The sequence below is a fragment of the Pseudomonas sp. VI4.1 genome (genome assembly GCF_002029345.1).
Classification (GTDB): Bacteria; Pseudomonadota; Gammaproteobacteria; order Pseudomonadales; family Pseudomonadaceae; genus Aquipseudomonas.
Genome location: NZ_MULM01000178.1, coordinates 45076 through 57673 on the forward strand (window position 1 = coordinate 45076; position 12598 = coordinate 57673).

Annotated in this window: 9 protein-coding genes and 2 pseudogenes; 4 read left to right on the forward strand and 7 right to left on the reverse strand. The window is 58.5% G+C overall.

Features of this window, described 5'->3' with window-relative positions:
- Positions 1-28: 28 nt before the first annotated feature.
- Together BZ163_RS27015 and BZ163_RS27020 are read right to left on the reverse strand one after the other, a co-directional pair.
- Positions 29-487, reverse strand: a complete 459-nt coding sequence (locus BZ163_RS27015; protein ID WP_128873437.1) for a hemerythrin domain-containing protein — start codon at positions 485-487, stop codon at positions 29-31.
- A 74-nt stretch (positions 488-561) separates the two neighbouring features.
- Positions 562-1449: a universal stress protein gene (locus BZ163_RS27020; RefSeq protein ID WP_128873438.1), complete on the reverse strand. Its 888-nt coding sequence runs from the start codon at positions 1447-1449 to the stop codon at positions 562-564.
- 374 nt (positions 1450-1823) lie between these two features.
- On the opposite strand from BZ163_RS27020, the gene fnr reads away from it, so the two are divergent.
- Together fnr and BZ163_RS27030 are read left to right on the forward strand one after the other, a co-directional pair.
- Positions 1824-2570, forward strand: a complete 747-nt coding sequence (fnr, locus tag BZ163_RS27025) for a fumarate/nitrate reduction transcriptional regulator Fnr (protein WP_128873514.1) — start codon at positions 1824-1826, stop codon at positions 2568-2570.
- 22 nt (positions 2571-2592) lie between these two features.
- The gene (locus BZ163_RS27030; protein ID WP_128873439.1) at positions 2593-3576 is read left to right on the forward strand and encodes a zinc-dependent alcohol dehydrogenase family protein; all 984 of its coding nucleotides are present in this window, start codon (positions 2593-2595) and stop codon (positions 3574-3576) included.
- A 79-nt stretch (positions 3577-3655) separates the two neighbouring features.
- Here the strand turns inward: BZ163_RS27030 and BZ163_RS27035 are convergent, their stop codons facing one another.
- On the reverse strand, positions 3656-4312 hold the full coding sequence (locus tag BZ163_RS27035; protein WP_128873440.1) for a c-type cytochrome: 657 nt from the start codon (positions 4310-4312) through the stop codon (positions 3656-3658).
- Between the two features lie 239 nt (positions 4313-4551).
- On the opposite strand from BZ163_RS27035, the gene BZ163_RS27040 reads away from it, so the two are divergent.
- The gene (locus tag BZ163_RS27040) at positions 4552-5919 is read left to right on the forward strand and encodes an erythromycin esterase family protein (RefSeq protein ID WP_128873441.1); all 1368 of its coding nucleotides are present in this window, start codon (positions 4552-4554) and stop codon (positions 5917-5919) included.
- Positions 5920-5993: 74 nt separating this feature from the next.
- Here BZ163_RS27040 and BZ163_RS27045 read toward each other — a convergent pair whose 3' ends face one another.
- Positions 5994-6884 (reverse strand): universal stress protein, encoded by an 891-nt coding sequence (locus BZ163_RS27045; protein WP_128873442.1) that lies wholly within the window; start codon positions 6882-6884, stop codon positions 5994-5996.
- A 277-nt stretch (positions 6885-7161) separates the two neighbouring features.
- Between BZ163_RS27045 and BZ163_RS27050 the strand changes: the two are divergent.
- Positions 7162-8133: pseudogene (locus BZ163_RS27050) on the forward strand (AAA family ATPase); the annotation flags it as partial.
- A gap of 24 nt (positions 8134-8157) precedes the next feature.
- Here the strand turns inward: BZ163_RS27050 and BZ163_RS27055 are convergent.
- The 3 genes and pseudogenes from BZ163_RS27055 to BZ163_RS27065 all read right to left on the reverse strand — a co-directional run bounded on the left by BZ163_RS27055 (position 8158) and on the right by BZ163_RS27065 (position 12423).
- A complete protein-coding gene (locus tag BZ163_RS27055) occupies positions 8158-9042 on the reverse strand; it encodes a universal stress protein (protein ID WP_128873443.1) in 885 nt (294 codons plus the stop codon).
- Positions 9043-9051: 9 nt separating this feature from the next.
- Positions 9052-11447: pseudogene (locus BZ163_RS27060) on the reverse strand (phosphoketolase).
- Positions 11448-11499: 52 nt separating this feature from the next.
- Complete coding sequence (locus BZ163_RS27065; RefSeq protein ID WP_128873444.1) at positions 11500-12423, reverse strand: universal stress protein; 924 nt, start codon at positions 12421-12423, stop codon at positions 11500-11502.
- Between the last annotated feature and the right edge of the window lie 175 nt (positions 12424-12598).

Genomic DNA, 12598 nt, shown 5'->3' on the forward strand with positions numbered 1-12598 from the left:
AACTAAAAGTGGACGATAAGAATTCCGATTAATGCCATTGACGCTTTGTTTCCTCCCACTGGATGTCTGATAGCCACTTATCAGCCATCGGAAAGAAAATACTCTCCTCAGCTTCCATATGATCGTAGTATTTCCTGATGAAGTCATCGATAGTGTCAGCGATCACTCTTCCCTCCTGAGTCGAGTCCTCCAACATCTTGAGCTGTCCAGCAATACGCTCAAATGCCAGATGATCCCGCTCGATATCCTTGACCCGTTGGTGGATCGGTGCCTCAGTCGCTAGCAAGGCCCGCCGAATAAGCTCTTCATTTTCATGATGGCGTCGCTCTGCATCACCATGCAAGGCTTCCAGCATCTTGAACAACTGCTTGAAGTCATCGGCACCAGCAGATTCATCCCTCACCCTACCCACCAATCCTTTGATCTGAGTAATTTTGGTAGCAACCTCATGATGATAAGCGTGCAGTTCATTAAGCAAGACGTTCATATCAAATCCTCACTACCACACCAACTATTGTAGAAAGACCATTATCAATCACCAACCGACAAGAGAAGTCCGCTCTAGACTGCCAGAACGCTGCAAGGCACCTGGTACAGGATATGTTCAGTCGTGCTGCCCAGAAGCTTGACCAGGCCGTGGTCTTGGACTCGGCCCATCACGATCACATCCACGTGATGCTTGTTGGCGAACTCGCTCAGCGCCGTAACAGGATGCCCTAGTACGAAATGCCTACGGTCAGCGGGAACACCGTACCGGCCGGCGAGCTTCAGGAACCATTCCTCCGACTTTTTGCGCCGCCATTTGGTCAGCTCCGACAGTTTCAAGCCACCGCCCAGTTCCTCCAGATAGTCTTGCGAAATGTCATAGGCATAAAGCAAATGCAATTGTGCATCACACTGGACCGCGAGACTGGAAGCCTGTTGGACGATATGGTCATTCAATTCTTTGTTTTCAGAGTCGCCCGCAGACGCATCAACCGCCGCCACGACCTTGCGCGGCGAGGCATGACGAACTCCGCCCACCAGATAAACCGGTATCGGACAGTGGCGCAGCAAGTGCCAGTCCAGCGGCGTGAAGAACGCGCGTTTGAGTGATGAGTCGTGTTGGATTTCCTTGATCAACAAGTTGGGCTGCAATTCCCTGACGTGATCGAGGATGTCTTGCTCCATGTCGTCAGCCCAAGCCAACGTGGTGGTCACCTCGATCCCTCTGTCATGGAGTTTTCTGGCCTGGTCCTTCAACCAGTCGCGATGGTCCTGCAGGTAACGCTCCCGAGCTGTTTCCCGATCGCCTTCTTCGAGCAGTGACAACAGTTTGAACGAAGGAATCAACGCTGTGATATGCAACTTGGCACCACTGGCCCTGGCCAGCGCAGCTGCATGGTCGATCGCCGGAGAATGGCGCAGGGCCAGGTGGGTGATGAGTAACAACCGTTGATACTGGTTCACGATCTGACTCCAGGCAGAGGGACTTCAACGCCTATCGCTGCTCATCGCAGGGCTCGGCCGTTGCGTCCACGCCGGATCAAGCACCAGCGTTAACTCAGGTTGCTCCGCTGGAATGTGACTGACGTTGATAAATATCAAATCACCCTGCTTTATCAATACCAATGGTGCGAAACTTCCCTTCTTCACACTGCCGAAAAGTACGAAGCCCCCACGCCAATGGTGGATTTACATCAAATGCCCAAGCCGGCATTCGGGTAAAAGTGCGCAAAGAATGTTCCGTTCGTCTATAACAACCCGCCATCCTGAGAATCCGGCGCGTGTCAGTCGTCACGCCGCCTATCCTTAGTGAAACCTCCCAATTGACCTCACTTCTCATGCCAGAAGTCCGCTCTCTGCAACCCCATTACCTGAAGGCTGCGTGCTCGAGCTGCAGTGTGATGGAGTTATGCCTGCCCATCGGCATGACCGGTCAGGAAGTCGAGCGTCTGGACACGTTGATAGTGCAGCGCTTCAAGGTCAAAAAAGGCGCGACGCTTTACCGTGCAGGCGATCCGTTGCGCTCGCTTTATGCGGTGCGAATCGGTTCCTTCAAGACCAGCGTCCTTTCGGTCGATGGTCGCGAGCAGGTCACTGGCTTTCAGATTCCTGGTGAAATGCTCGGCCTTGACGCTATTAGCACGGACCTACATGCGTGCAATGCGATTGCCCTTGAAGATAGCGAGGTCTGCCCCATCCACTTTGCTCACCTGGAAGAACTTGCCCATGAGCTGCCATCCCTGCAGCACAATCTGAACAAGATTCTCAGCCGCGAAATCGTCCGCGATCACGACATGCTGATGATGCTGGGCAACATGAACTCGGACGAGCGTCTGGCAGCTTTTTTACTGAATCTGTCGCAACGCTTGAATATCCGTGGATATTCATCGACGGATTTCGTGTTGAAAATGCGCCGTGAGGAAATCGGCTCCTACCTGGGACTGCGCCTGGAAACCATTTGTCGTGGCATCGCACATCTGCGGGATCAAGCACTCGTGGAAGTTTCAGGCCGTGACGTCAAAATCCTTAATCTGGAAGGCCTCAAGCAGTTGATTGCCGGCTGCCATCGCCCTCCTGTCTGTTGATCCCGGTGAACCGGACATCATGATGCGCGTCATGGTTTTACACGCACCCGGTCAGCCGCTGCAACGGGAAGACCGGCCCATTCCGGCACCCAGTGCCAATCAACTATTGATAAAAGTCCTGGCCTGCGGTGTCTGCCGTACCGATTTACATCTGGTGGACGGTGAATTGCCTCAAGCGGTGCTGCCCCGGGTGCCGGGGCATGAAATCGTCGGTGAAGTCATGGCGGTCGGCACCCATGCAGACCCCGGGCGCATCGGCCAGCGGGTGGGGGTTCCCTGGCTAGGCTGGACGTGTGGTCAGTGCGCATTCTGTCAGACCGGTCGGGAAAACCTCTGCGATCAGGCCATGTTCACTGGATGTCATCTGGACGGTGGTTACGCCGAATACACCGTGGCTGACCAACGCTTTTGTTTTCCTATCCCTGGGTCCCTCTCCAATACCGAGGCCGCACCGTTGCTGTGTGCCGGGCTGATCGGCTTTCGTGCCTTGCAAATGGCACAAGGCGCACACCACCTTGGGTTTTATGGTTTTGGGGCCGCAGCGCATCTGGCCATTCAAGTCGCACGGGGACGAGGCCAGCAGGTGTACGCTTTCACTCGACCGGATGACACAGCAGGACAGGCATATGCCCGATCCTTGGGTGCGAAATGGTCCGGTTCGTCGGACCAGCCTCCTCCGCACCTGCTCGATGCCAGCCTGATTTTCGCTCCGGTCGGGGCGCTGGTACCGCTGGCGCTGGCCGTCACGGTCAAGGGGGGCTGCGTGATTTGCGCCGGCATTCACATGAGTGACATCCCGGCCTTTCCTTATCGGCTGCTATGGGGCGAGCGCAGCGTACGATCTGTGGCTAATCTGACCCGCGACGATGGCACAGCGTTTTTTAAAGAACTGCAACACACACCCGTACACTGCGACACCACCCAGTTTTCCCTTGACGATGCCAATCAGGCACTGACGCTGTTGCGTAGTGGTCAGTTCAACGGTGCGATCGTGCTTGTTCCGTGACACGCGACCTACCGGCTGGCGCTGATGACGGTGCTCGTTCAGGTGACTGAATGCCCATCACGGAGCCCCCGCAGGGCAATCATTGCTTTGTCCCGAGTGCCGCCATGTATCGGGCGACGGATTCGGCATCGGCCTGGAAAAGTGCATGATCCACCGGCAACATCGGAGCACCGTTGGGGCGTTGCCCGGTCTGCTGCAGCACCATGATCTGATGGCTCATATAGCTGGCATGCTGGCCCGCCACCCGTGGAATCACTCCATTGCCCCCGCCGTCCTTCCCGTGGCAAGCGCTGCACGGTGGGATGCCCCTCTCAGGCAAGCCCTGGCGAAAGATCACTTCACCTCGCGCATCTGGCGTCCCGGTGTCAGCCTGCATGGCTCGCTGGCTCGCAAAATAGTCGGCCAGTTCGGCAATCTGAGTCTTGGTCAAATGGGACAATCCCCCCATGTACCGGCTGTCAGTTGCAGCGCTACGTCCATGGTTTTTGAAATCGGTCAGTTGCAACTGCATATACTCGTTTTGCTGGCCCGCCAACTTGGGAAACATGGGCGAGACAGACTCCCCCGTCAGCCCATGGCACAGCGAACAAACGCTGTCCGCCATGGCGATCCCCGACAGAGTGGACGTTTGCTGGAGCGCCTCTTCGCGTGTACCCGTACAACCCATGAGCGTAGCCAGGCAAAGGGCCAGAACATGAGGTGCCCGATCCATATGCCGCAGGCTGGATACGTTCATGGCTGTTACCTCTGGCGTTGGCGGATCACTATCTTCGCCTGGGGGATTGCGCTCTTTATTGATAAATCTCAACCAATCCCCTGGGTCGCGGTGTAGACATAATCAGGCAGAAGGACACAGAGGGTTGGTAGCGTTGGCGCCCGGTGTCAGAACCTGCGCAACGATCTTGAACGGGTGAGTGTCTGGTACGCCCCGAGCGCCCTGCCGCCGTCAGCAACCCACCCTTGGGGGATGAACTCATGAACTCACCTTCGCAGAAATGGCCGGATAAGCCCCGCGGCCAGCAACATCACGTAGACACGGCACACATAACCCCAGTGTTACGCCAATACGCTGAACCCCTGCCAGAGCTGGACTCCCCCGCTTTTGCCAACCTGTTCGATCGCTACGCCGATGCACGTGTGGTGATGATCGGCGAAGCGAGCCATGGAACCCGCGATTTCTATCGAACCCGGGCGGCGATCACCCAGGGGCTGATCGAGCGGCACGGTTTCAATATCGTGGCAGTGGAAGCCGACTGGCCGGACGCCGGTCATGTCGACCAGTATGTCCGGGGGGTGGCGCATTCAGCCTGGAAGCGCCACATCTTCAGCCGCTTCCCGACCTGGATGTGGCGCAACAGCGAGGTTAAGGCATTCGCCCACTGGCTGCATCAGTACAATCACCAACAGGTCCCTGACCAGCGCGTCGAGTTTCGCGGCCTGGACGTCTACAGCTTGCGCAACTCCATTCATGAAGTGCTGGGCTATCTGGACCGGGTCGACCCGCGTCTGGCCCATGAAGCCCGGCGACGCTATGGCTGTTTGACGCCGTGGCAGGATGATCCGGCGCTGTACGGCCACTTCGTCGAACGTGGCGGTGTGATGCCCTGCGAACAGCCGGTGGTCGAGCAGCTCAATGCCATGCTGACTGAACAATTGGCCGGGCTCATCCGCGACGACGAAGCGTTCTTCAATGCGACGCAGAATGCACGGGTGGTGATGGCGGCGGAACAGTATTACCGGGCGATTTATCGAGGGTCGACGGCTTCCTGGAACCTGCGTGATCGGCACATGTTCGATACCTTGCGTGCGTTGCTCGATCACCGGGGCTCCCAAGCCAAGGCTGTGGTCTGGGCCCACAACTCCCATATCGGCAATGCGGCCGCCACGGAAATGGGCTGGAAGGGTCAGTTCAATATCGGTCAACTGTGCCGAAGCGCCCTTGGGCGCGATGTCGTGCTGATTGGCATGGCCACCGACCGAGGCCAGGTCGCTGCCGCCGATGACTGGGACGGCGAGATGTTGATCAAAGACGTCCGCCCTTCCCGACCGGACAGCTGGGAGCATCAGTTTCTCAAGGCCGGGGTGGCGGCGTCTCTGACCGACTGGCGAGACCCGCAGCGCAAAGTGCTGCGCAGCGTTCTGTCCGCGCCCTTGCTGGAACGGGCCATCGGAGTGATTTACCGCCCCGAAAGCGAGCGGTTCAGTCACTACTTCGAGTCGATGCTGGCCGAACAATTCGATGCCATGATCTGGATCGAGCAAACCACGCCGGTCACCGCGCTGCCCCTGCCGAAAAACCAGCAGCTGGAGCCGGAAGACGAAACCTATCCGTTTGGCGTGTAAGTCAACGTGCAGGACAAGTCGCCTGGCCAACCGGGGGATATCGTGACGCAGTTCCCGGGCTCGAACGACCGCTGCTAGACAGCCAAAACGCTGCACGCCACCTGATACAGGATATGTTCGGTCGTGCTGCCAAGGAACTTGTCCAGGCCGTGCGACTGGACCCTGCCCATTACAATCACATCCACATGCTGCTCATCGGCGAACGCATTCAACACCGCGACAGGGTGTCCCTCAATGAAGTGCCGCCGGTCAGCAGGCACGCCATAACGGTCGGCGAGCATGAGGAAGGTTTTTTCATGTCCTTTACGTAACTGCCTGTCGAGGTCCGAAAGCGTCAGGCCTCCGCCTCCCGGATCTCCCAGATACAGGGTGGAAATGTCGCAGGCGTACAGCAAGTGCAACTCGGCCTCACACTGTATGGCGAGGCTGTAAGCCTGCTGGATGATCCGCTCATTGAGCTCGCTGTCCTGTGCCAGGGTATTGGAAGCGTCGACCGCCGCCACGACCTTGCGCGGCAAGGCATGGTCACCTTCGCCAAGCAGATAGACCGGTATCGGGCAATGACGCAGCAAGCGCCAGTCCAGCGGGGTGAAGAACGCGCGCTGCAGCGCTGACGCGTGCTGCACTTGCTTGATCAGCAAATCGGGCTGCATTTCTGCGACGTGATCGAGGATGTCGTGCTGGATGTCGTCGGTCCAGGTGACTTCTGAAGTCACCTCGATGCCGCTATCGCGCAGTTGACTCGCCTGATACTTCAACCAATCGCGATGGTCTTGCAGGTAACCTTCGCGAGCCTTTTCCCTATCGCCCTCTTCGAGCAGCGACAACAGTTTCCAGGAAGGGATCAAGGCGGCGACGTGCAAGCTGGCACCGCTGGCCTTGGCCAGGGCGGCAGCATGGTTCATGGCTTGAGATTGGCGCAGGGCCGGGTTGATGATCAGCAATAACCGTCGATACTGGCTCATGATCGGACTCCATGGGGTTTGCACGCTTGCCGCTGTCCGCGGGCCACTGTCGTGTTCGCCGCTGGATCAGGCACCTTCGTTGCAAATTCAGAATCCTCTGTCGAGACGGCCTTTGCGTTGATTTATGTCAATTGCTTGCGCGAGACATACACCCGGGCAGTTCCGACTCATGCACATCAGAAGTGGTCGGTGATTCGCGTTCGTTAAAGCGACCGACGTTTGATTTGATCGCTATTGATCAATGTCAATCGCGCCGGAGCCAAGCGGTCTACATTGACCGAAAACGCACGCGGTACTGCTGGCCGCGACCAACCGGCCGGAAGTGCTGGACCCTGCACTGCTCAGGGCCGGTCGCATCGACCGGCAGATTCTGGTCGATCGTCCTGACCGCAAGGGCCGCCAGGCGATCCTCAAGGTCCACCTTCAAAAGATCACCGTGGAACCAGGCCTCAATGGCGAGCGTATAGCCGACATTACCACGGGCTTCACCGGCGCCGACCTGGCCAACCTGGTCAACGAAGCGGCCATCGTGGCCACCCGTCGTGGCGCCGTCGCGGTCAGTCTCGACGATTTCACCGCCGCCGTGGAACGCATTGTCGCCGGCGTTGAACGCAAGAGCAGCGTGCTGCGCCCGGAAGAGCGCCAAGTGGTGGCCTATCACGAGATGGGGCATGCCCTGGCCGCCAGCAGCCTGCCGGCCATGGACCCGGTGCACAAAGTCTCGATCGTGCCGCGTGCCATCGGCTCGCTGGGCTATACCCTGCAACGGCCGACCGAAGATCACTTTCTCATCAGTTGCCAAATGCTCAAGGACCGGATCGTGGTCCTGATGGCCGGGCGTGCTGCCGAATACCTTGCCTATGGCCAGATTTCCACCGGCGCGGCCGATGACCTGGCCCGCGCGACGGACATCGCCCGGCAATTTATCACCCGGTTTGGCATGAGTCCCGTACTCGGTCAATCGGTACTGGAGCGGCAAAGCGCAACCTACCTGGGTGAGCGCATGCAGGGTGTCGGTGAGAAAGACTACTCGGAACAAACGGCCAGGGAAGTCGACATCGGTATTCGTGCCTTGATCGAGGAGGCCTATGGACGGGCCAAGGCTTTGCTTGAAAGCCGACGCGCCGATCTCGACGCTGGTGCGCGGCTGCTGCTGGAAAGGGAAACCCTGACGCCTGAAGAGTTTCCCGCGCTCCTGCCACTCAAACCCGTTGCGGTATTCACCCAGGTAACAGAGACCTCACCCTGAGGTTCTGTCACCTCCTCGACGCTTCTAGACCGCCATGACGCAGCAAGGGACCTGATACAGAATGTGTTCGGTCGTACTGCCCAATAGCTTGTCCATTCCGCCGGACTGGACCTTTCCCATCACGATCACATCGACATTCTGCTCATTGGCAAACTCGCTCAGCGCGGAAACGGGGTGTCCAATCACGAAGTGTCGATGATCGGCGGCCACTCCGTAATGGCTCGCCAACTTGAGGAAGTTTTTTTCCAGGTCCTTGCGCAACGCCTTGGTCAGCTCCGCAAGGGTCAGACCGTCCATGTCCGCCAGGTAACCCGCCGAAATGTTGCAGGCGTAGAGCAAATGCAGATCGGCACCACATTGCATGGCCAGGCCAGTGGCTTGCTGAATGATTCGCTCATTGAGTTCGTTGTCGGGCGACTCCTTATCGGACACCTCCACCGCGGCGACAATCTTGCTCGGCAATACGAAGCTGCTCGCGCCCACTAGGTATACAGGTATCGGGCAGTGGCGCAGCAGGTACCAGTCCAGGGGCGTGAAAAAGGCGCGCTTGAACAAGGATTCATGCTGAACCTCCTTGATCAGCAGGTCGGGCTGCATTTCCGCGACATGCGTCAGGATGTCTTGCCGCAGGTCGTCGGCCCATGCCACCTCGATCGTCACCTCCAGTCCCCGTGTACGCAAATTGTCGGTCTGCGCCTTGAGCCAGTCGCGGTGATCCTGCAGGTAGGCCTCACGCGCCGTTTCCCGGTCACCCTGTTCAAGCAAGGACAAAAGGTCCAGTGGCCCTATCAACCCTGCGATATGCAAACTGGCGCCGCTGGCCTTGGCCAGCGCGGCTGCATGATTGACTGCCGGGGAATGACGCAAGGCCGGGTCGATGATCAATAACAGCTTTCGGTACTGGCTCATGATCTGCCTCTACTCGGGTGAGTGTTCGATTGCGGCGGCTGCCACGGGCGTCCATTGCCAGTTCAGTACTTCCGGCATGTCCTGCCCATGTTCAATGAGGTAGAGCTTGTGTTTCTCCATGGTCGACCAGTAGCGCGACCGCGCGCTTTGCACCTGATCGTGCAGCCGGGGTACGCGTTCGATGACGTCCAGTGCCAACTGATAACGATCCAGGTTGTTGAGCACCGCCATATCGAACGGCGTGGTGGTCGCGCCCTCCTCGTTGAACCCGCGCACGTGGAAATTCTCGTGATTGGTGCGTTTGTAGATCAGTCGATGGATCAGCGCCGGGTAGCCGTGGAAGGCAAAAATCACCGGTTTGTCGCACGTAAACAACTCATCGAAAGTGCTGTCCGGCAGACCATGGGGGTGCTGGAACGACGATTGCAAAACCATCAGGTCCACGACATTGACCACCCGCACCCGCAAGTCCGGCACGTACTCGCGCAACAGGGTCACGGCGGCCAGTGTTTCCAGGGTCGGCACGTCACCAGCGCAGGCCATCACCACGTCCGGGTCGCCATCATCACGACACGCCCAGCTCCAGCGACCGATACCCGTCTGGCAGTGGCGGATGGCGGCATCGATATCCAGCCATTGCCATTCCGGTTGCTTGCCGGCGACGATGACATTGATGTAGTTGCGGCTTCGCAGGCAGTGGTCGGTCACGGACAGCAGGCAGTTGGCATCGGGTGGCAGGTAGATGCGTACCACGTCCGCCTTTTTATTGGCCACCAGATCGATGAACCCCGGGTCCTGGTGGGAGAACCCGTTATGGTCCTGACGCCAGACATGGGAGGTCAGCAAGTAATTGAGCGAAGCGACCGGTTTGCGCCATGGCACCTCGGCGGCGGTCTTCAGCCATTTGGCATGCTGGTTGACCATCGAATCGACGATATGGATGAAGGCCTCGTAACAGGACAGCAGACCATGGCGTCCGGTCAGCAAATAGCCCTCCAGCCAGCCTTCGCACACTTGTTCACTGAGGATCTCCATCACCCGGCCATCGGCTGCCAGATTGAGGTCGTCCGGCTCCAGCGGCTCCATCCAGGCCTTGGCGCTGACTTCATAGACGGCATCCAGCCGGTTCGAGGCGGTTTCATCCGGACCGAACAGGCGAAAATTGCTGGCGCTCAGGTTGTTTTTCATCACGTCGCGCAAATAGGTGCCCATGACACGTGTGGCCTCCGCACGCAGGCTACCCGGCACTTCGCACGGCACGGCATAGTCGGTAAAGCGCGGTAGATCGAGCGCTCGCAACAGTACGCCACCGTTGGCATGGGGGTTGGCGCTCATGCGACGATGACCGGTCGGTGCCAGCGCCGCCAGTTCAGGCAACAACGCACCGTTGGCATCGAACAGTTCGTCTGGGCGATAGCTGTTGAGCCATTCTTCCAGCTGGCACAGATGAGCCGGTTGCTGGAAATCGGCCAGCGGCACCTGATGCGCGCGCCAGGTGCCCTCGACTCGATGGCCATCGACGAACTTCGACCGGTCCAACCTTTGGGGGTTCGTAACACCAGCATTGGCCACAGGGGCCGTTCCGGCGGTGCGGATCGCGAGGAGCGGCGCGCGTCGAGCTGGATGCCTCGAATCTTCAGGACCATGGTGTCCAGCGTCTGGGCCAGGGCCTGATGCACTTGCATCGGGTCGTCGCCTTCGACGAAATAGGGATCGTAGCCATAGCCATACAGCAGGGCTGACAGCTCATCCTCGCTGATTCTGGACAGTACGGTGGGGTTGGCGATCTTGTAGCCGTTAAGGTGCAGAATCGGCAAAACGGCGCCGTCACGCACCGGATTGAGGAACTTGTTGGAATGCCAGCTGGCGGCCAGCGTGCCTGTTTCCGCCTCACCGTCACCGATGACGCAGGCGACGATCAGCTCCGGATTATCAAACGCGGCACCGTAGGCATGGGCCAGGCTGTAGCCAAGTTCGCCACCTTCATGGATCGATCCGGGAATTTGAGCCGATACATGGCTGGAAATGCCATAAGGCCACGAAAACTGCCGAAACAGGCGAACCAGGCCGTTGCTGTTGCACTCCACCGACGGACAGAACTCGGTGTACGTGCCTTCAAGGTAGGTCTGGGCGACCACCGCAGGGCCGCCATGACCGGGACCGGCGATGAAAATCATGTTCAGATCGTGCTGTTTGATCAAGCGATTGAGGTGGGTATAGATCAGGTTCAACCCGGGTGTCGTGCCCCAATGGCCAAGCAGGCGCGGCTTGATGTGCTCCAGGGACAACGGCAGCTTCAGCAGCGGGTTGTCCTTGAGGTAAATCTGCCCCACGGCCAGATAATTGGAGGCCCGCCAATAGGCATCCAGACCCTCCAGTTGCTCAGCATTCAGAAAGTCGCTCATGTCCTTCTCCGCCGCGGCCCAACCACTGATAGACGTCTTTGTGCCCCATTGCTCAGGATTGCAACATCTGGCCCGGCTTGATCGCCAACACGCTGCACGGCGCCCGATGCAACAACTGTTCGGCCGTGGTCCCCAGTAACTTGTCCAGGCCCTTGTTCTGAACCGTGCCCATGACAATCACATCGCAGTGGTGCTCGGCGGCGAACTCACAAATGCTCGGTACCGGCATGCCCTCCATGAAGTGGCGACATTCGGGTGGCACGCCATGGCGTTCGGCGATGGCCGCAAACGCCTCATTCTGAGCCACTCCCAACGCTTCATGAATTCCGGTGGCCAGCGGCAGTGCGCCAAAGCCCATGTCCTGGGTATACAAGGACGTCCAGTCAAACACGTGCAGCAGTTCCAGCCGGGCTTCGCAGACCTCGGCCAACTTCACGGCGGCGTCGATGATCTGGTCATTGAATTCATGATCCTGCTCTTCACTGCGCAGCACATCGATGATCGCCAACACATTGCGTGGACGCGGGTTGAGCGCATGGGTCACCAGATGCACCGGTACCGGACAGTCGCGCAACAGTTGCCAATCCAGCGGCGTGAAAAATACCCGTTTCAAGGCCGGTTCTTCCTGCGCATCCTTGATGATCAGCGCCAGCGGCATCTCATTGACGAATTGCACAATCTCCTCGTAGGGGTGCTGGACCCACACCACTTCGCTGGTGACCTGGATGCCGAGTTTACTCATCGACCCGGTTTGCTCCGTCAACCATTGCCGATGGGCTTGCAGGTAGCCTTCAAGGGCCTGGCTGATCTGCTCGGGGGCAAAGAAGCCGGCCACCGCCAGGGCCTGGACATAATCAAACGCCACAATGTGCAAGGGCAATTGCAGGGCATGCGCCAATGCGGCAGCCCGGTCGAATGCCGGTGTACGGGTCATGGCTTGGGGAGCAATCAACAGTAAGCGCTGGAGTTGCGACATGGAACACCTCGGCATGCGGACAATGGCATGGAACAGGCCTTCAGAATGAGCGCGTCACATTCAGCCGACTTGATATTTGTCAGTTATCGGTGAGCCGCGATCAGATGAGCACGAGGCGACTGGCCAAGACGCGTGTCACCGCATGTCGTGCGCCATTGTCATTGCCCCTCTGTTT

Coding starts and splice junctions, on each gene's coding strand:
- BZ163_RS27015 (WP_128873437.1), bottom strand. CDS start 487: ATGAACGTCTTGCTTAATGAACTGCACGCTTATCATCATGAGGTTGCT.
- fnr (WP_128873514.1), top strand. CDS start 1,824: ATGCCAGAAGTCCGCTCTCTGCAACCCCATTACCTGAAGGCTGCGTGC.
- BZ163_RS27030 (WP_128873439.1), top strand. CDS start 2,593: ATGCGCGTCATGGTTTTACACGCACCCGGTCAGCCGCTGCAACGGGAA.
- BZ163_RS27035 (WP_128873440.1), bottom strand. CDS start 4,312: ATGAACGTATCCAGCCTGCGGCATATGGATCGGGCACCTCATGTTCTG.
- BZ163_RS27040 (WP_128873441.1), top strand. CDS start 4,552: ATGAACTCACCTTCGCAGAAATGGCCGGATAAGCCCCGCGGCCAGCAA.
- BZ163_RS27045 (WP_128873442.1), bottom strand. CDS start 6,884: ATGAGCCAGTATCGACGGTTATTGCTGATCATCAACCCGGCCCTGCGC.
- BZ163_RS27055 (WP_128873443.1), bottom strand. CDS start 9,042: ATGAGCCAGTACCGAAAGCTGTTATTGATCATCGACCCGGCCTTGCGT.
- BZ163_RS27065 (WP_128873444.1), bottom strand. CDS start 12,423: ATGTCGCAACTCCAGCGCTTACTGTTGATTGCTCCCCAAGCCATGACC.